The sequence below is a fragment of the Paeniglutamicibacter sp. Y32M11 genome, from assembly GCF_019285735.1.
Taxonomy (GTDB): domain Bacteria; phylum Actinomycetota; class Actinomycetes; order Actinomycetales; family Micrococcaceae; genus Paeniglutamicibacter.
Genome location: NZ_CP079107.1, coordinates 1,897,909 through 1,916,436, shown reverse-complemented (window position 1 = coordinate 1,916,436; position 18,528 = coordinate 1,897,909). Strand labels below are relative to the sequence as shown.

General features: G+C 62.3%; 17 protein-coding genes. 1 reads left to right on the top strand and 16 read right to left on the bottom strand.

Annotated elements, in window-relative coordinates; translation table 11 throughout:
* Positions 1-90: 90 nt before the first annotated feature.
* Positions 91-1,305: a PrsW family intramembrane metalloprotease gene (locus KUF55_RS08435; RefSeq protein WP_218818568.1), complete on the top strand. Its 1,215-nt coding sequence runs from the start codon at positions 91-93 to the stop codon at positions 1,303-1,305.
* A 71-nt stretch (positions 1,306-1,376) separates the two neighbouring features.
* Here the strand turns inward: KUF55_RS08435 and KUF55_RS08430 are convergent, their stop codons facing one another.
* From KUF55_RS08430 to KUF55_RS08355, 16 genes are all read right to left on the bottom strand, one after another.
* The gene (locus KUF55_RS08430) at positions 1,377-1,544 is read right to left on the bottom strand and encodes a hypothetical protein (RefSeq protein WP_218818567.1); all 168 of its coding nucleotides are present in this window, start codon (positions 1,542-1,544) and stop codon (positions 1,377-1,379) included.
* Positions 1,545-2,942, bottom strand: coding sequence for an OFA family MFS transporter (locus tag KUF55_RS08425; protein ID WP_218818566.1), 1,398 nt, complete (start codon positions 2,940-2,942; stop codon positions 1,545-1,547). It lies immediately after the preceding gene.
* 243 nt (positions 2,943-3,185) lie between these two features.
* Positions 3,186-3,596 carry a transcription antitermination factor NusB gene (nusB, locus tag KUF55_RS08420; RefSeq protein WP_132363693.1) on the bottom strand — a complete coding sequence of 137 codons (411 nt, stop codon included), beginning with the start codon at positions 3,594-3,596 and terminating at the stop codon, positions 3,186-3,188.
* On the bottom strand, positions 3,596-4,156 hold the full coding sequence (gene efp, locus KUF55_RS08415; protein ID WP_132363691.1) for an elongation factor P: 561 nt from the start codon (positions 4,154-4,156) through the stop codon (positions 3,596-3,598). The genes nusB and efp overlap by 1 nt, the downstream gene beginning before the upstream one ends.
* A gap of 175 nt (positions 4,157-4,331) precedes the next feature.
* Positions 4,332-5,000, bottom strand: a complete 669-nt coding sequence (locus KUF55_RS08410; protein ID WP_218818565.1) for a hypothetical protein — start codon at positions 4,998-5,000, stop codon at positions 4,332-4,334.
* A complete protein-coding gene (gene aroB / locus KUF55_RS08405) occupies positions 4,997-6,088 on the bottom strand; it encodes a 3-dehydroquinate synthase (RefSeq protein ID WP_218818564.1) in 1,092 nt (363 codons plus the stop codon). The genes KUF55_RS08410 and aroB overlap by 4 nt, the downstream gene beginning before the upstream one ends.
* 193 nt (positions 6,089-6,281) lie before the next feature.
* Positions 6,282-6,806 carry a shikimate kinase gene (locus KUF55_RS08400; protein ID WP_218818563.1) on the bottom strand — a complete coding sequence of 175 codons (525 nt, stop codon included), beginning with the start codon at positions 6,804-6,806 and terminating at the stop codon, positions 6,282-6,284.
* A complete protein-coding gene (gene aroC / locus KUF55_RS08395) occupies positions 6,803-8,005 on the bottom strand; it encodes a chorismate synthase (protein ID WP_132363683.1) in 1,203 nt (400 codons plus the stop codon). Before aroC ends, KUF55_RS08400 begins: the two co-directional genes overlap by 4 nt.
* A gap of 32 nt (positions 8,006-8,037) precedes the next feature.
* A complete protein-coding gene (locus KUF55_RS08390; protein ID WP_255557392.1) occupies positions 8,038-8,967 on the bottom strand; it encodes a shikimate dehydrogenase in 930 nt (309 codons plus the stop codon).
* Positions 8,964-11,639, bottom strand: coding sequence for an endolytic transglycosylase MltG (gene mltG, locus KUF55_RS08385; protein WP_218818562.1), 2,676 nt, complete (start codon positions 11,637-11,639; stop codon positions 8,964-8,966). The genes KUF55_RS08390 and mltG overlap by 4 nt, the downstream gene beginning before the upstream one ends.
* A 172-nt stretch (positions 11,640-11,811) precedes the next feature.
* On the bottom strand, positions 11,812-12,330 hold the full coding sequence (ruvX, locus tag KUF55_RS08380) for a Holliday junction resolvase RuvX (RefSeq protein ID WP_255557391.1): 519 nt from the start codon (positions 12,328-12,330) through the stop codon (positions 11,812-11,814).
* A gap of 17 nt (positions 12,331-12,347) precedes the next feature.
* Complete coding sequence (gene alaS / locus KUF55_RS08375; RefSeq protein WP_218818561.1) at positions 12,348-15,029, bottom strand: alanine--tRNA ligase; 2,682 nt, start codon at positions 15,027-15,029, stop codon at positions 12,348-12,350.
* Positions 15,030-15,180: 151 nt separating this feature from the next.
* Positions 15,181-15,414: a hypothetical protein gene (locus KUF55_RS08370; protein WP_132363677.1), complete on the bottom strand. Its 234-nt coding sequence runs from the start codon at positions 15,412-15,414 to the stop codon at positions 15,181-15,183.
* Positions 15,415-15,462: 48 nt separating this feature from the next.
* Positions 15,463-15,834, bottom strand: a complete 372-nt coding sequence (locus tag KUF55_RS08365) for a DUF948 domain-containing protein (RefSeq protein WP_132363675.1) — start codon at positions 15,832-15,834, stop codon at positions 15,463-15,465.
* A gap of 159 nt (positions 15,835-15,993) precedes the next feature.
* A complete protein-coding gene (rpsD, locus tag KUF55_RS08360) occupies positions 15,994-16,620 on the bottom strand; it encodes a 30S ribosomal protein S4 (protein WP_132363673.1) in 627 nt (208 codons plus the stop codon).
* 244 nt (positions 16,621-16,864) lie between these two features.
* Complete coding sequence (locus KUF55_RS08355) at positions 16,865-18,394, bottom strand: replication-associated recombination protein A (protein WP_218818726.1); 1,530 nt, start codon at positions 18,392-18,394, stop codon at positions 16,865-16,867.
* Positions 18,395-18,528: the final 134 nt, after the last annotated feature.

Sequence of the window (18,528 nt, the reverse complement as noted above, 5' to 3'; positions counted from 1 at the left end):
CCTCCTTCCCCGCCTCACTGGACGGAATTTAAAGGTTGCACTTGCACCATCAAAATTATCACAATGGCTCATCCACGTTAGATTTGAGTCATGCGCGTTACCTCACATCCACCCCAGCCCTCCGATTCCACCCCACCGAATGATCCCTGGACGGAAGGTCCCGGCACCCTGCCCGTACCGCAGTTCGCGCCCGCCTCCGCGGGCGCTAAGCAGCGTGCCGGACTTGGCGTGATTCTGGCCCTACTGGGCTGCACCGTGGTGCTGCTGGGTGTGGCCTGGTTCCTCTCGGACGCCTTTGGATCCGGGACCCTGCTCTGGCTCGGCATTCTCGCCATGGTGCCGTTGGCCCTGTGCCTCATCGGCCTGCGCTGGGTTGATCGGTGGGATCCGGAACCACGCGTCCTGCTGGCCTTGGGTCTGCTCTGGGGAGCTGGCACCTCGGTGGCGGGAGCGCTCTTGATTGGCGATGTGTTTACCGAATTGTTCTTTGATCCCGCGGGCGCCCTGAAGATGGATACCTTCGGGGCGGTCGTTCAGGCGCCCATCGTGGAGGAACTGGTGAAAGGTGCCGGGGTACTGCTGATCTTCTGGATCAATCGAGCCCACTTTGATGGACCCATCGACGGCATTGTTTATGGTGGCATGGTCGGTGCTGGTTTCGCCTTTACCGAAAACATCCTGTACTTCGGTTCCAGCTACCTCTCCCCGAGTGCTCCGGGGGAACTGGCCACCGTGTTTGTGCTCCGCGGGCTCTTCTCCCCCTTCGCGCACGTCATGTTCACCGCGTGGACGGGATTTGCCTTAGGGCTATGTGCCGGCCGTGGTAAACGCGGGCGCTGGCCACTGTATCTATTGCTCGGACTGATCCCGGCGATGGCCGGTCACTTCCTCTGGAATGGCGGCATCGGGATTTTCTTCACCGACTTCCTGAGCTTCTACTTCCTGCTGCAGGTGCCCCTGTTTATCGCGTTTATCGTGGCCGTGGTGCTGCTTCAGCGCGCCGAACGCCGGCTGACCGAGCAACGCCTGGCCGACTACCAGAACAGTGGTTGGTTCACCGCCGCCGAGGTGAAAATGTTCGCCACCGCCCCGGGCCGGCGTCATGCACGCCGCTGGGCCGCCGGAATTGGGCGAAAACGGCAGATGAAGGCCTTCACTTCCACCGCGATGCACCTGGCCGCGGTCCGTCAGCGCATTGTTGCCAGCCACGGGACGGGCACGGATCTGGCCAGGGAGACGGCCTTGCTGCATCATTCCCATCAACAACGGGCGCAATTGCTCGACGGGGTGTCACCGCGCGGCTAAGAGTTCGCGGCAGCACAAGAGCGCGGCACCACTGTGGTGCCGCGCTCTTGTTGTGTTCTCGCTAAGTCGGGCTAATTGAAGAGCTGTGCTACCCGCGAGAGCGTGGTGATCACACCATAGCCCAGCGGCACTCCCACCAACGCCCAGCCGAAGACCAGCCGCAGTACGGCCCGGTCTACCGGTACGTCGTGAGCCTGCGCCGCGTTGCTGGGTTCCAGATTTCCGCTTGCCTGAGACATCTAGGCTCCCTTCGAGGTTGCATCGGCCAGATCGACCTCGGGTTCGTGGAATTTGGTATCCACTGCTCGTATCTGGGTGGTGGCCAAGAAGCCGATCACCAGCAGCACCACCATGGTCAACAAGACCGGCAGGTAGTTGTGGGCCACCATCGTCCCGGGTTTGCCCTGAGCATCAAGTAACCCGTTGACGATCAAGGGTCCGGCGATGCCAGCGGCTGACCACGCGGTGAGCAGGCGGCCGTGGATGGCGCCCACCTGGAAGGTGCCGAAGAGGTCCTTAAGGTAGGCCGGGGCGGTGGCAAAGGAACCACCGTAGAAGCTGATGATGACCACTGCCATCATGACAAAGAGCAGCATCGAGCTGCCGCCGAAGAGGGCCAGTACAACGTAGAAGACCGCGCCACCGCCGAGGTAGAGCATGTAAATACGCTTGCGGCCGATCACGTCCGAGGTACTTGACCAGATGAAGCGCCCGGCCATGTTGCCGATGGACAGCAACCCGACAAAGCCCGCTGCCACGGCGGCATTAACCGCAGAGTTTCCGTCCGCGCCGCGGAAGAAGTCCTGGATCATCGGGGAGGCCTGTTCCAGGATGCCGATGCCGGCCGTGACGTTGAGGAACAATGCGGTCCAGACCAACCAGAAACTCTTGGTCTTGATCGCGTTGGCCGCCGAAACCTGTCCGGTGGTGACCATTGCGGAGGACTTAACCTTGGTGCTATCCCAGCCCCGTGGCTTCCACCCGGGCGCCGGAACCCGAATGTTCAGCACCCCATACATCATCACGGCGAAGTAGAGCACTCCCAGGGTGATAAACAATTTACCCACCGAGGCACCGCTGGCAATCCAGTTGGCGCCATCGATCAGCGGGTCAAAACCATCAAATCTCTTCAGTAGTGCGGTGGATAGCGGTGAGGCGATCAGCGCACCACCACCAAAACCCATGATCGCCATGCCGGTGGCCATGCCGGGGCGGTCCGGGAACCACTTCATCAGCGTGGAGACCGGAGAAATGTAACCGATGCCGAGCCCGACGCCACCGATGACGCCGTAGCCCAGGTAAAGCAACCAGAGCTGTTCGGTGAAGATGCCGGCGGCGCCCACCAAGAAGCCCGCACCCCAGAAGGAGGCGGCAACAAACATCGATTTGCGCGGCCCGCTGCGTTCCACCCAGGTGCCCATGATGGCCGCAGAAAGTCCCAGCATCACAATGGCGATCGAGAAGATGATCCCGATGGCGGTTTGTGAGACCTCGAAGTGGCCAATGAGTGAGGATTTGTAGACGCTGGTGGCATAGGCCTGGCCGATGCACAGGTGCACGGCGAGGGCTGCCGGTGGGATGAGCCACCGGTTGAATCCCGGTGCCGCGATGGATCGTGAACGTTCGAGCCATTTCATAAAGCGTGTCTCCTCCGGATCGACTCCGCATAAGGGTGGCAATGATCTGAGCTCAAGAACCGTTACCTAATAGCACTTCAACCCACGATTCACAGTGTGCCACAACTCACAGAGGTCCCGGGGACTCCGCTGTGCCTTCGGTAACTTCGGCGCGTCGAAAAACTCTCGGGCAAACAAAAGGGAGGTGTTGGTGTTTGCGCAAACGCGCAGACACCAACACCTCCACAGAGGAAAACGATCCGGCTAGGCCAGCAGCGTCGGCTTCAATTGCTGGATACGTCCCAGCAAACCGTTAACGAATTCCGGGGATTCGTCGGTGGACAGCTCGCGTACCAGGGCAACGGCCTCGGCAACGGCGACCCCATCGGGGACATCGTCATTAAAAAGCAGTTCCCAGGAACCGATACGCAGTGCCGTACGGTCAACCGCCGGCATGCGCTCCAAGGTCCAGCCCTTGGAGTAGGAGGAAAGGATCTCATCGATCCGATCCAGCTCACTCATGACACCTTCGATGAGGGTCACGGTGTATTCGTTGATGGTGATATCCGTGGCTTCACGGCGTAGGCGCATGGCCGCCAGGGGCGAGACATCGCGCTGTTCTGCTTCAAAAAGGATGTCAAGTGCCCGGCGACGGGCCTTGGCGCGGGCACTCACTAGGAGACACGCCCCAGGTAATCGCCGGTGCGGGTGTCAACCTTGACCTTGGTGTTCTGCTCAACGAAGAGCGGCACCTGAATCTCAACACCGGTTTCCAGCGTGGCTGGCTTGGTGCCGGCCGAGGAACGGTCGCCCTGCAGGCCCGGCTCGGTGTAGGTGATTTCCAGAACCACGGAGGAAGGCAGCTCGATGTACAACGGGGAACCCTCGTGCATCGCGATGGTGGCGTTCTGGTTTTCCAGCATGTAGCCGGCCTGGTCGCCAACAACGGTGCCCGGAACGGTGATCTGGTCGTAGTCGCTCAGATCCATGAAGACGAAGTCTTCACCATCCTTGTACAGGTACTGGTAATCGCGACGATCAACGGTGGCGGTCTCGATCTTGGCGCCAGCGTTGTAGGTCTTGTCGACGACCTTGCCGGTGAGCACGTTACGCATCTTGGTGCGCACGAATGCGCCGCCCTTGCCCGGCTTGACGTGCTGGAAATCGATGATGGTCCAGAGCTGGTTCTCGATCTTGAGAACCTGGCCGTTCTTGATGTCAGTGGTTGATGCCACGATCTACTCTTCTTCCGTATGCGCCGGCCCGCGTTGCGCATGAAGCGCCGGCGGACGAAAGCCACCGCTAGGCGGCCTCCCTGAGGCTGTTGTCAAAAATCCAAGATTAAGTTTAGCGCACCCATGAGCGCGCACCGGTGCCCGGCCATGGTGATTTGCCAGACGTCGGGGTAAATCAGTGTGCCGCCGGTGCTTGAACCGGGAGCTGGCTGGTGGCCGGTGCCGGGTGCAAAGCCGCTGCGTGTACCGCCGCCGGGTGCTGGGCATCCGTGCCGGCGGCCACACGCGCGGTGTGGTCAAGGACGGATTCCAGGCAAGCGCGGGACATCTCGATGAGGTGCTGATCCGCGTTGGAGGCGATGCGCAGATCAAGAGCGGCGCGGAAACGGTTGGCTGCGGCCAGAAGGTCGCTGCTTTCCGCGTAGGCGAAGCCCAGGTGCTGCTGCAAAACCGCCTCGTGAGCGGTGCCCTTGAACTCGGTGATCAACGCGCGCAGGCGGTTAATGGCACGCGGCGCATCCCCTGCGGCACGAGTCAGCGAGGTATCAAGGACCCGCATGGCAAAGTTCTGTGGCTGCAGGAAGCGGGTCTCGGCGACCAGTTCGCTGGCGGCGCGCAACTCACCCTTGGCCAAGAGAATGACCACCTGGGAGCTGGGTTCACCGCTGCGCAGTGCGGCCTCGGCCAGTTCGGGATCGGAAATCTCGTGGCGCATCAGCGTGGGGTTCAGCCGCACACCGGGGATGCCGGTTTCAATGTTGTGACGCTCGCTGGCCAGGCCGCCGGCAGGAATCTGCAGCAGTGCCTGGGTGTGGGTCAGGTCCAGATCGGTAGCGGTGCTCATTCTGCGATCTCCTGGTAGGCGGCGAACAAGAGGGAAGTATCCGGAACATCAAGGATGCTGGGGCGGCCGATGCCGTCAAGCACCACAAAGCGCAAGAGGTCACCACGGGACTTCTTATCCCGGCGCATCCCGTCCAGCAGGGTCTGCCAGCGATCTCCACGGTAGGTCGTGGGTAGGCCCAGGGACTTGAGGATGGATAGGTGACGTTCGGCCACGGCATCGGGGGTGCGACCCACGGTGCGGCCAAGTTCTGCGGCGAAGGCCATGCCGATGGAAACGGCGGCACCGTGGCGAATCGAGTAGCGTTCGGCCAACTCGATGGCGTGCGCCAGGGTGTGCCCGTAGTTCAGGAACTCGCGTTCGCCGGACTCGCGCAGATCATTGGAGACCACCTTCGCCTTCACGGCGATGGCGCGTTCGATCAGTTCACGCAGGCGTGGGGAGGTTGCATCGGTGGCATCGGCCGGATCTTCTTCGATCAGTTCCAGGATGCGCTCATCGGCAATAAAGCCGCATTTGATGATTTCTGCCATGCCGGTGACCAGTTCATGCTTGGGCAGCGTGGCCAGAGTGTCCAGATCAACCAGGACACCGGCCGGTGGGAAGAAGGCACCCACAAGGTTTTTGCCCTCGGCGGTGTTGATGCCCGTTTTACCGCCGACGGAGGCATCAACCATGCCCAGCAATGAGGTGGGCAGGTGCACGATCTTCACGCCGCGCAGCCAGGTGGCCGCAACAAAGCCGGCGAGGTCGGTGACGGCGCCGCCGCCAACGGCCACGATGGCGTCCGAGCGGGTGAAGTCATTTTTGCCCAGCACCTGCCAGCAGAAGGACGCCACCTCGATGTGCTTGCCCTCTTCGGCATCGGGGATCTCGGCGATCATCGCGCCGTATCCGGCGGCATCAAGTTCTTCCTTAACGATGTCGCCGGTGGCACGCAGGGCGCGGGGAAGGATGATTAGTACCTTCCGCACTCGCTCGCCCAAGAGCGCGGGCAGGCGGCCCAACAGGCCATTGCCGACGATGACGTCATAGTTCTCGGCGGGGGCCGAGCCGGTGACGGAGATCGTCGTGGGTGCGGGGTTCATCGTTGGATCCTCCAAATGCTGCGTAGCGCACCACCGCAGCACACCGATGTTCGGGTGTGGCTGCGGGCTAGGGGTGCGGGGGTGAAAACGCGTCAACCTTGTTGTACGGATTGACTACAAGCCTGGCGTTGGACGCTTCATTGCTTCCGTCGCTGTCCTCAATCGTACGTGTTGCGGCACGCTAGAGGGGGTTTCAGTGTTCGGCATCACTGTATGCAGTGAGTATCAACTCGGCGATTTGCGCCGGGGTCTTGCCGCGAGTGTCGATGCGTAGGGTGGCCATGGACTCGTAGGTTTCGCTGCGGGTGGCAAAGATTTGCTTCCACGATTCCAGCGGTGTGCCTCCCAGCAGCGGACGGGTCGTGTCGGCCCCGATGCGTGGCGCCACGGTAAGCGCGTCGGTGAACAGGTAGACGCAGAAGCCGCGGGCGATAATCTCGCGGTTGGCCGCCGCTAGTACCGCCCCTCCCCCGGTGGCAATGACCGCCGGGGGTCCGGATGTGGGCCATTCTTTGACTGCGTCACTCAAGACCTGCGCCTCAAGGGCGCGAAAACGCGGCTCACCGCCGGCGGCAAAGATGCTGGGGATATCCCCGTGGGCGGCCACCACCCGCGCATCGGTGTCGATCAGTTCCGTGCCCAAAAGGGCAGCCACCAGGGCTCCGACGGCACTCTTGCCGCTGGCCATCGGCCCGATCAGGAAGATCGGCGTGCTCATGAACGGCGGACCGAGTCCAAATTTGCCGGAATGGCGTCGAGGTAGGAGGTGATGTTGCGCTTGACCTCGCCCAGCGAATCGCCGCCGAATTTCTCCAACATGGCCTGCGCCAGCACCAGGGCGACCATGGCCTCGGCGACCACACCCGCCGCCGGAACGGCACAGACGTCCGAGCGCTGGTGGTGGGCGGTGGTTTCTTCACCCGTGGAGGTATCGATGGTGCGCAGCGCGCGGGGCACGGTAGCGATCGGCTTCATGGCGGCGCGGACGCGCAACACATCTCCGATGCTCATGCCGCCCTCGATGCCGCCGGCCTTATTGCCCGAGCGGTCAATCACACCGTCGTCGCCGCGCACGATTTCGTCGTGTGCCGCCGATCCTCGGCGCGCGGCGGTGAGGAAGCCGTCGCCGACCTCCACACCCTTGATGGCCTGAATCCCCATGAGGGCACCGGCCAGCCGGGCGTCCAAACGACGGTCCCAGTGGACGTAGGAGCCAAGACCCGGGGGAAGGTTGTAGGCCAGCACCTCCACGATGCCGCCGAGAGTTTCACCCTCCTTGTGGGCGGCGTCCACCTCGGCCACCATCGCGGCAGAGGTCTCATTGTCGAAGCAGCGCAACGGGTCGGCATCCAGCGCCAAAACATCAGCGGCTGTGGGCAGGGCACCGTTTTCCGGAGCGGAGACCGTACCCACGGCAACGGTGTGGGAGACCAGCTGGATGCCCAGCTGGGCCAGGAAGTTTGAGGCCACCGAGCCCAGCGCCACGCGGGCAGCGGTCTCGCGGGCAGAGGCACGCTCCAGCACGGGGCGAGCATCGTCGAACCCGTACTTCTGCATGCCGGTGAAATCTGCGTGTCCGGGACGCGGGCGGGTCAGCGGCGCATTACGCGCCATCGAGGCCAGCTCCTCGGGATCTACGGCATCGGGGTTCATGACCTTGTCCCACTTCGGCCACTCGGTGTTACCCACCTCAATGGCCACCGGGCCACCCTGGGTCAATCCGTGGCGAACTCCACCGATGAAGGAGACAGCATCCTGCTCAAACTTCATCCGGGCACCGCGGCCATACCCCAGACGCCGGCGCGCGAGAGCATCGCGGACGTCCTGAGAAGAGATAGAGATGCCCGCGGGCAGTCCCTCGATAATTCCAACCAATGCGGGGCCGTGTGATTCGCCCGCCGTCAACCAACGCAACATGCACTCCATCCTGCCATGTACCAGTGTCCCGATTAGGGTCGAGATAGCCCCACTGCGTCGCACATCACATTTGTGACGTGCTTCCAATCGGCAACTTTGACACCGCTAAACATTTTGACCTGTTCCACACCCTGGTGCACCAGCATCAGCATCCCGGAGACCACGGTGCCGCCCGCGTCGTGCCAAGAACTCGCGATCGCCGAGGGCCAAGGGTCATAGGCGACATCCAACAGCACAGCCCCCGGAGCCAGGATCCCGGCGGAACCGGCGAGCCCCAACTGGGGCACGAGACCATCTGCGGCACGTGCGGGGAGGGTAGAAATAACTGCCACATAATCGCGCAATCGCTCCCCCGCTGCCTTCGCCGAAATGGTTTCGCTGCTCAGTCCCAGCTCGGTCGCCAGCGTCCGGGCTGCTGTGGCCCGCTCCGGGTTGCGGACGACGAGATCCACATGGGTGAAGCCAAGGTCTGCGCAGGCCTCGAGGGCCGCCAAGGCGGTATTCCCCGCACCCAAGATCGCGGCGCGACGCGGAGTACCAGTCACCATGACGTCGTCTTGCGCGCGCAGGGCCGGAGCCAGGGAGCGCACAATGCCATCCACATCGGTATTGTGCCCCACGAGGCGCACCCCGTCGGCGGTGCGGCGCACCAGCACGGTGTTCAGCGCGCCGAGCCGCTGGACCCGCCCCGAGAGCTCATCCATGTAGGGAATCAGCGCGTCCTTCATCGGCATGGTCACCGATACCCCCACCCATTCGGGTTCGGTACGTAACCGTGCCGCGAAGGCCGCTGCCTCGCCGGGCTCGATGTCGATCGCCGTGTAGTCGATGCTCACGCCCATGGCCCGGTAGGCCGTCGAATGCAGCAATGGGGAACGGGAGTGCCCGATCGGGTGCCCAAGCACAGCGGCCCGAGCACCTCTCGTGGAGTTTCCCGTTGGCTGCGCCGCGGCTGCGATCACTTACACACATCCGTGTTTGCGGCACACCAGGTGCGGAACTCGTTCTGGTTCACCCTGTGCTCGGCATAGGTCTTGGCGAACTTCGTTTCACCGGTATTGGCGTTCACCGTGACCCAGTAGTAGAAATCATTCGCCTCCGGATGAGCCGCAGCCGTGATGGCACCGCTGCCGGGAGAGCCGATGGGTGTTGGGGGCAGGCCCGGGTGCACATAGGTGTTGTAGGCGTTGCCCGCGTCGGCCTTTTCCTTCGGCGTGAAGTGCAAGGTGTAACGGTCCAGGCCATAGATGACGGAGGAATCAACCTGGAGTAGCCCCGCGGTCTCGGTATTGCCCTCGCGCAAGCGGTTTTCCAGCGCCCCGGCCACGGTGGCGTAATCGTTGGGTCGGGCCTCCGCCTGCAGGATGGAAGCGACCTTGAGCACGTGATATTGCTGCTCGGGGTCGGTGATCCCGGCATCGGTCAATGTCTTGAGGGTTGTATCAACCATGGTCTTGAGGACCGTCTTGGCATCGGCGTCCACCGGGAAGCGGTACTCCCCCGGATGCAGGTAACCTTCGAGGTCGACCACGGATTTGGGCAGTCCGAAGGCACTCGGGTCCTCTACCAGGACACCAAGTTCGGTCTCGGAGAGCCCGGTGGCCGTGGCAACATCCGTGATGACCGTGCCCATGCGGGTGTTTTCCTTGATCGCCACATAGGAGACCTTGGCCGCTGCTTCGCCGATGAGAATCGTTGCTGCATCAAGCGCAGGCATTTCCTCGCGCAGTTCGTAGGTGCCCGGATGGATCTCACGGCTCGGGGCATCCACCAGCTGAATTGACTCCAAGAAAAGCTTGTCGCTGGCGACGATCTTCTTGTCTACCAGTTCATTGGCGATGGCTGCCGGCCCCTGGCCGGGTTTGACCTCGAAGGAAACAGTCGTGCCTCCGGGACCTTCGAAGTCCGAGGGGTTCAAGCGTTCAACGATTCCGCCCAAGAAGAGCACGACACCAAAGATCACGGCACAGAAGGCCAGCACCACCACGGAGATGATCCAGTTACGTCGGCGCAGTCTCTCCTTGCGGGCCTTGCGGTCGATGCCGGAGGTCATTAAGAAGAGGTTTTCGCGACCCTGGCTCTGGTCGCCGGTCGGTTCCCAGTTCACATGGGGGGCGTAATCCATCTGCGATTCGGTGCCTGCGGGCACGGTGAACCCGGCGGAATCCTGCGAGTCGCCGGAATCGGCACCAAAATCAGTAAGCTCGGCGTCCACATCATCCGGCGTTAGATCGGCGCCACCCTCGGGTGCAACGTCAGGCTCAGTGGCCGGAGTCGACTGCGGCTTCTGGAGCACTGGCGGAGTCGATGGCATCGCTGGGGTGGCAGCGGGTGGTGGCGTCTTGGCAGCCGTTGTCGGAGTCTTTGGCGCCTGCGGCGTAACCTTCGCGGGAGCTTTTGCGGCGGGCTTGGCTGCGGGCTTGGGCGCGGGTGCTGCCTTCGCCGCTGGCGGTGTCGCCTTAGCGGGGGCTGCTTCGGCCGGGTTGGGTGCCTCAGTTATCTTCGGCGCAGCCGGGGTTGCCTTCGTGGGAGCTACTGCGGCCGCTTGGGGCGCCGGCTCGGTCTTGGGCGCGGGCGGGGTTGCCTTTGCCGGAGCTTTTGCAGCGGCCTTGGGTTCGGGTGTCACCTGAGGTGCCGGCGGAGTTGCCTTCGCGGGGGCTACTGCGGCCGCTTGGGGCGCCGGCACGGCCTTGGGTGCCGGCGAGGTTGCCTTCGTGGGAGCTTCGGCGGCCGGCTTGGCCACTGGTTCTGCCTTCGGAGCTGGCAGAGTTGGCTTCGTCGGTGCTTCTGCAGCCTTTGGGGCAGAAACTACCTTCTGCGCTGGGACTGCCTTCGGCGCGGGAGCTACAGTAGCCTTTGCTTGAGGCGGCGTTACCTTCGCCGGAGCCTCAACGGGCGCCTGTTCAGCGGGTGTCGGTTGAGACGCAGTTGGAGCGGGCGCGACCGGTGCTGGTCGCTGTGGAGTCTGGGGTTCAACCACGTAGCGCGACTGGTCTTGATCCGCATTCTGATCAAACGGTGCGTCGGAGGCTCTACGAGGCTGGGAGCGCCGCGCTGCCGGATTCGCTGCACTGCGACGTGATTCAACACCGTTCAAGGCCCCCGATGTGGTTTCGAGCGAAGAATCGGGGCTGACCGCACTACGAGCAGCGCGTGACCTATCGCGCAGTGGAGCAGCATTGGCTCGCAGGGTCTGTCGAACTCGTTCGGCAGCAGCGCGTTGGGCCTCGATGGCTTCGGTGCGCGCCCTCTGAGCACTTTGGGTTCGGGCACGCTGCGCCGCATCCAACGCATCGGCACGCGCACCGGCAGCTGCCTCGAGGCGGAGCTTTTCGGCAGCTTCGGCAGCTTCGGCAGTCTTGGCTTCCTCCGCGACCGCTTTGGCAGCGGCAACAGACTGTGCATCGTCAACCGTTGCGGAGTCGTCAGGATTCGGAGCGTGCTGAGTTGCTGATCCATGGCGTGCAGGAGCCGAATGGTCCTGTACCGCAGAGTCTTCTGGGCGGGCCGTCGGCTGTTCTGCTTGTGCAGCAGAACGTTCGCTTTCGGCCTTTTCTCGTGCCGCACGCGCGGCGCGCCGAGGTGAAGGCGCAGAATCGCGGCGTGGTGAATCGATGGACGACTCGTTTGTCATGCGGTTTTCTCCCTTGCCCGCAGGCAACGTAGTAGCCGAGGGGCGATGAGCGCCCACTTCTTCAGCCGAATGAGATGTCTTGCGATCGTAGCTCACGGGCGAACTATCGCGCGGGACATCTGTGTCGTGAAGTGGCGCGTCCGCCATGCTTGAATCGGCAAAACGGTCAGGCTCAGCCTTCATCGTTTATTCCGGCGTCGTCTGCGGTAGCCAATTGACCGGGCGAGGACTGACCATGGCGAATCATTTCAAGCACCTGCTGGAGAATCTCCACCGCCGCTACTTGATCAACAACTGCCCGGTGTTTGCGCCCATCAAGACCGGCCGCGTGGAGCGATCGGTGAGCGCTGACGGTGGTCAGTCGTTCGTCAACCAAGCGCACTTCGGTCTCAACTCCGCCGCGGGCCAGCGATTTTGCCAACTCGCGGGCGTAATCACGGGCCATGGTGGTTGAAGCGGTTTCCCCGCCCGACATGGAACGAGGTAGTCCCACAAAAATTTGTGACACTTCTCGCTCGGCGGCCAGCTTCACCAATACGGAGATGTCGCTGGCCTTTTTAGCGTCGCGTTTCAGCGTCTTAACCGGGGTGGCAAGCACCCCGCTGGGGTCACTGGATGCAACACCGACGCGGGCCATACCCACGTCAACACCGAGCAGCACTCCGGGACGCGGAGTGCTGCTCGGTGTCAAAGACCCAATCCCCGAAACTATGACAGCTCCAGGATCGAACGGACCATGGCGTCAAGGGCTTCGGCGGTCTTGGAAACATCCTGCCCGCCACCCTGTGCCACATCATCTTTACCGCCGCCGCCGCCGCCAAGAATCTTGGCTGCGGTGCGCACCAAGGCACCGGCCTTGGCTCCCTTGATGCGGGCCTCATCATTGGTGGCAACCAGCACCAACGGGCGACCATTTGAAGCACCGGTCAAGGCGACGGTCGAGGCATTTGAACCCAAACGATCACGCAGGTCCAGAGCCAGGGTCCGCAAGGCTTCGGCCGAAGGAACTTCGCCAACATCGTGGGCCAGAACCTTGATCCCATTAACCTCGCGGGCCGAGGCCACCAGCGTGCCGGCCTGAGCCGCAAGCTGCGCACTGCGGAGCTTGTCGATCTCGCGCTCGGCGTGACGTAGCTTCGCAACGGTGTCGGTGATTCGTTCGTTCAACTGAGCCGCGGGGACCTTGAACATTGAAGACAGCTCGGAGACCAGCGCGCGCTCGGCTGCACCGTGGCGGAAGGCTTCCATACCCACCAGGGCCTCGATGCGACGGTTTCCCGAACCGACCGAAGCTTCACCCAGCAGGGTCAGCGAGCCGACCTGGGCGGTGGCAGATACGTGAGTACCACCGCAGAGTTCGCGGCTCCAGGCATCGTTGATTTCCACCATGCGTACGGACTTGCCGTACTTTTCACCGAAGAGGCTCATGGCGCCCATGGCGCGAGCCTCGGCCAGCGGCATGACGTTCGTGGTGACCTGGTGGTTGTTGCGGATAGCCAGGTTCACCACCTCTTCGATCTCGTTACGGGCAGCATTGGAGAGTGCTTCGGACCAAGAGAAGTCGAAGCGCAGGTATCCGGCTTTGTTGAACGAACCGGACTGCAATGCGTCCGGGCCCAGAATCTCGTGCAGCGCGGCGTGCACAAGGTGTGTGGCGGAGTGCGCCTGCTCCCCCGAATGACGACGAACCTTATCAACCTCGGCCAGTACTGCGGCGCCGGCGGGAAGTTCGCCTTCGCGAACAATGACCTGGTGAACGTTGAGTCCGCGGATCGGAGCCTGAACATCCAAGACTTCCAGCACAAAACCGTCACCGGTGATCAGTCCGACGTCGCCGGCCTGTCCACCCGCCTCGGCGTAGAAGGGAGTCTCGTTGAGCACGAGTTCAATCTGCTGTCCCTGCTCGGCAACCTCAACCAACGATCCGTTGTGCACGATGCCGCGCACGGTAGATTCGCTGGAAAGTTCCTCATAACCGGTGAAAATGACATCGCCGCGCTCATGCAGCTGGTTGAAGACCGTCAGGTCTGCGTGACCGGCCTTCTTGGACTTGGCGTCCTTCTGCGCGCGGGTGCGCTGTTCGGTCATCAGTTCACGGAACTTGGACTCGTCAACGGCCAAACCGGCCTCAGCGGCAATTTCCAGCGTGAGGTCGATCGGGAAGCCGAAGGTGTCATGCAGGGCAAAGGCGTCTTCGCCCGAGAGCGAGCCACCGGCGGCCTTGGAAACCTCAAGGGCTTCTTCCAGCCGGGTGGTGCCCGAGGCGATGGTGCGCAGGAAGGCGCGCTCTTCGGCGTAAGCGATGCGAGCAATGCGCTCAAAATCGGTATCAACGATCGGGTAGACGCCCTTCATGGCGTCGCGGGAGACCGGCAGAAGTTCCGGAAGCACCGCTGTTTCGACGCCCATCAGGCGCATGGCGCGCACGGCACGGCGGATCAGGCGGCGCAGTACATAGCCGCGGCCCTCGTTACCCGGTGAAACCCCATCGGAAATGAGCATCAACGAGGAACGAATGTGGTCAGCAACCATGCGCATCCGCACGTCGTTGGCGTGGTTCGGATCTGCGGGGTCCTCGGTGGAGCTGTAGGCCTTGCCGGAAAGCTCGGCGGCCTTGTCGAGCACCGGACGGACCTGGTCGGTCTCGTACATGTTCTCGACGCCCTGCAGGATCATGGCCAGACGTTCGAGGCCAAGACCGGTATCGATGTTCTTCTTGGGCAGTTCGCCAAGAATTTCGAAGCTGTCCTTGCCGGTTCCTTCGCCACGCTGGTACTGCATGAACACGAGGTTCCAGATCTCAATGTAGCGAGTGTCATCGGCCTCCGGGCCACCCTCGATACCGTACTGAGGTCCGCGGTCATAGAAAATTTCCGAGCACGGGCCGGCCGGACCGGGCTGGCCGGTGGACCAGTAGTTATCGGCCTTGCCGAGCTTCTGGATGCGGTCAGCGGGAACACCGATCTTGTCGCGCCAGATTTCCAGGGCTTCGGTGTCTTCGTGGTAGACGGTGATCCATAGCTTCTCGGCCGGCAGACCGAATCCGCCCTCTTCGAGGGAGCTGGTCAGCAGCTCCCACGCGTAGGAAATCGCGCCTTCCTTGAAGTAGTCACCGAAGGAGAAGTTGCCGCACATTTGGAAGAAGGTGCCGTGGCGAACGGTCTTGCCAACCTCTTCGATGTCACCGGTGCGGATGCACTTCTGGACGGAGGTGGCGCGGTTGAACGGTGGTTCTTCGCGGGCGGTCAGGTACGGAATGAACGGCACCATACCGGCGACGGTGAACAGCAGCGACGGGTCGGAGGAGACCAGCGAGGCGCTGGGTACAGCGGTGTGGCCCTTCGACTCAAAGTAGTCGACCCACCGGCGTGCAATTTCCTGCGATTTCATCGTTCCTCTTCGATCCCTTCGAGCTTACGGGCGCTGTGCTGAGCTATGGCGGTGCGGTATTGATCCTCTGTGCCCTCTGGGCTAGGAGGCCGCGTGTTGCGGGCTTTGCGTCGAAACGCTGCACCCGAAATCATCTGCCACGTCAATTAGTTTAGTGGTGGCTGGGGCCGGACGTCTCATCGAGGCCCAGAGCCTGGCGTAATTCTGTTTCACGTTCGTTCATGCCGGTGCGAAAAGCCTCGGCAAGTTCGTGCAATGAGTCGCTCATGCGGCCCACGGTGCGGTTCAGTCCGTCGGCGCTGGCTAGGTCTTTGGCTTGGCCGAGTTTTCGGGCGGCCAATACTCCGACGCCAATGCCGATACCGACCCAGAATAGTTTCTTCATCTGCGAATTCCTCATGTGGTGGATATTCTCGACGTGCGTTGCGCTGCATTAGCGCGATCGACGTCCCTTGCCGCTCGGCCTGGCTTCCAATACGGAGCGGACTCCGGCGGTGAAGGCCGCGACCTTGATCAGTGGACGGCCCACGGTGGCTGCGGTCAGTGAGGACAACGCGCTAATGTTGGCCGAAGCGTCGCTGACATGCGTGGTGATGCCATCAACCTTGCGGAGCTGATCGTTGGTGGTTGCCACGGTGCTGGTGACTTCGGTGAGCAGCGGTGTGGTTCCGTCGGAGACTTCCCGTACTGCTGCACGCAACTCGTCAAATACCTTGCCGAGCTTCCAAATGGGGATGGCGAGCAATGCCACCAATACGGCGAAGACGCCCGCTGCGATGAGTCCGGCGATATCCGACCCTGTCATGTGCTTTTCCTCTTCGGTTGGGGACGTGTGCTTTTCCACCTTACCGAATCAGGAGCGGCGGTACGGAAACGAGACTCGCCGGGTAGCACGAAGCCCGCGGCACAGGTGCCACGGGCTTCGTGTTGCAAACTTGATTCGTTGGGCGTGAACCCGACGGATTTAGCGTGCGTAGTACTCGACGACGAGGTTCTCTTCGCAGGTTACGGGAACCTCGGAGCGCTTCGGCTTGCGAACGAGCTTGGCCTGAAGGGCTTCAAGCTTGACGTCCAGGTAAGCCGGAACGGCGGGGAGCACGTCGCGGTGAGCGCCGGCAGCGGCGATCTGGAACGGGCCCATCTTTTCGCTACGCTCGTGAACGTGGATCAGCTGACCCTCGGCCACGCGGTACGACGGACGGTCCACGCGCTGGCCGTTGACCAGGATGTGGCGGTGTACAACCAGCTGGCGAGCCTGGGCGATGGTGCGGGCGAAGCCTGCACGCAGAACCAAGGCGTCCAGACGCATTTCCAACAAGGCGACCAGGTTTTCACCGGTCTGGCCTGCGGTGCGCTTGGCTTCTTCGAAGGCACGAGTCATCTGTGCTTCGCGGATGCCGTACTGGGCGCGCAGACGCTGCTTTTCGCGCAGACGTACTGCGTAATCGCTGTCCTGCTTCTTGCGGGCACGGCCGTGCTGGCCCGGACCGTAGGGACGACGCTCCATGTACTTTTCAGCTTTAGGAGTCAGAGCAAGGCCGAGGGCTCGCGAAAGGCGAACCTTACGGCGGGCACGAGTGTTATTAGCCACGAGTGTCCTTATCTTCTTGAGCGGTTATCATTGGGCCTGGCCTCCATGATGGAGAGTTGTGGGAAACCGCATCCCTAGTCACTGCAACTGTCACGGTGTTAACCTTTCGAGACCGAAGTTCCAGAAGGTTAGCGGTTAGACAGCTTGCCAGCCAAGGATCAATCCTACCACCGGGACCAAAGTCAAAGTGCACTGCAGGTGATGCGCCCAACTGTGATATTCATCAGCGGACGAGATCCCGTCCCTATTTGCCCCTGCGGTCCTTGGCCCGGATGATGCCGCGAATGCGCGTAACGCGTTCCCCGATGGAGCGTTCGGCACCGTTGGCCGTGGGCTGGTAGTAGTCCACGCCCAACAAATCATCCGGTGCATATTGCTGCGTGGCGATTGAATGAGGTGCGTCATGTGAATATTTGTAGCCCTTGCCATGGCCGAGCCGTCCGGCTCCGGCATAGTGAGCATCACGCAGATGCATCGGCACGCCGAGTCCACGCCCCGCCCGCACATCAGCAACGGCGGCATTGATGGCGTTGTAAGCAGCGTTGGATTTGGGGGCCGTGGCCAGGTGCACCACGGCGTGGCCCAGGATAATGCGGGCCTCTGGCATACCAATGAGCTGAACCGCTTGGGCGGCGGCGACTGCCGTTTGCAGAGCGGTGGGGTCAGCCATTCCGATGTCTTCGGAGGCGCTGATCATGATGCGGCGGCCAATAAACCGGGGATCTTCACCCGCCTCGAGCATTTTGGCAAGGTAGTGCAAGGCCGCATCAACATCGGAGCCGCGTACAGACTTGATGAAAGCGCTGATGATGTCGTAGTGCTGGTCTCCAGCCTTGTCATAGCGTTGCACGGCCGCATCCATCGCGCGTTCGGTGTGATCGATGGTGATGATGATCTGGCCCGCGGCATTTAATGCAGAATTGTCAGCGTCCGCACCATTCCGTGCGTCTGGGGATACCTCATCATCGAGAGCGTCATCACGTGATTCGGCGTCTTCTTCCGGAGCCGAGTCCGCACCGGGTTCGGTTGCCTCGACCTCGGAATCCCTGGCCCGCTCGGGGTCCGTCGTCTCAGATTCGGCATCCTCTTCGCGCACTTCAGTGGTTTGGCGCGGGCCACGATGTAGAAGTCCCTGGGAAGAAGCGGCGCTCCAGGCAACCGCAGCGGCGGCCTCGAGTGCCGTCAATGCACGCCGAGCATCGCCACCGGCCATGCGTACCAGGTGATCAGCGGCGGCAGCTTCGAGCACAAGCTCGTCATTGAAACCGCGTTCATCACTGAGCGCTCGAGTGATCAGCCCGGCAATGTCATCCTCTGTCAGCGGCCGCAAGGTCAGCAATAGGGAGCGTGAAAGTAGCGGGGACACGACGGAAAACGACGGGTTTTCTGTCGTTGCCGCCACCAAGACCACCCAACGATTTTCCACTCCGGGGAGCAATGCGTCCTGTTGCGCCTTGTTAAAGCGGTGGATCTCATCAAGAAAAAGGACGGTGGTGAGTCCGCGCAGATCTCGATCTTCCAGCGCCTGGTCCATGACCCGCCTGACGTCCTTGACGCCGGCAGTAATGGCACTGAGTTCAACGAAACGGCGACCCGGAGCGCGCGCAATAACGTGAGCGATAGTGGTTTTTCCGGTCCCCGGCGGGCCCCAGAGGATGATACTCGATGGGCCCGATGGGCCGGGGCCGTCGATCCCCGCCAGCTGGAGGAGCGGTGAGCCGGCCCTCAACAGGTGTTGTTGGCCAACGAGCTCCTCTACCGAACGGGGGCGCATTCGCACGGCTAGGGGTGCGCGCGGACGCACATGTTCTTCGTCGTTTTCCTCGTCGTCACCCAAGGCACTGAGCAGATCATTCACTCCCCCAGCCTAGTTCAGGGGCGACCACCCATAGTTCAAGGACGCCGAGC

Coding starts and splice junctions, on each gene's coding strand:
- KUF55_RS08435 (WP_218818568.1), top strand. CDS start 91: ATGCGCGTTACCTCACATCCACCCCAGCCCTCCGATTCCACCCCACCG.
- KUF55_RS08430 (WP_218818567.1), bottom strand. CDS start 1,544: ATGTCTCAGGCAAGCGGAAATCTGGAACCCAGCAACGCGGCGCAGGCT.
- KUF55_RS08425 (WP_218818566.1), bottom strand. CDS start 2,942: ATGAAATGGCTCGAACGTTCACGATCCATCGCGGCACCGGGATTCAAC.
- KUF55_RS08410 (WP_218818565.1), bottom strand. CDS start 5,000: ATGAGCACCGCTACCGATCTGGACCTGACCCACACCCAGGCACTGCTG.
- aroB (WP_218818564.1), bottom strand. CDS start 6,088: ATGAACCCCGCACCCACGACGATCTCCGTCACCGGCTCGGCCCCCGCC.
- KUF55_RS08400 (WP_218818563.1), bottom strand. CDS start 6,806: ATGAGCACGCCGATCTTCCTGATCGGGCCGATGGCCAGCGGCAAGAGT.
- aroC (WP_132363683.1), bottom strand. CDS start 8,005: ATGTTGCGTTGGTTGACGGCGGGCGAATCACACGGCCCCGCATTGGTT.
- mltG (WP_218818562.1), bottom strand. CDS start 11,639: ATGACAAACGAGTCGTCCATCGATTCACCACGCCGCGATTCTGCGCCT.
- alaS (WP_218818561.1), bottom strand. CDS start 15,029: ATGAAATCGCAGGAAATTGCACGCCGGTGGGTCGACTACTTTGAGTCG.
- KUF55_RS08370 (WP_132363677.1), bottom strand. CDS start 15,414: ATGAAGAAACTATTCTGGGTCGGTATCGGCATTGGCGTCGGAGTATTG.
- KUF55_RS08365 (WP_132363675.1), bottom strand. CDS start 15,834: ATGACAGGGTCGGATATCGCCGGACTCATCGCAGCGGGCGTCTTCGCC.
- KUF55_RS08355 (WP_218818726.1), bottom strand. CDS start 18,394: ATGCGCCCCCGTTCGGTAGAGGAGCTCGTTGGCCAACAACACCTGTTG.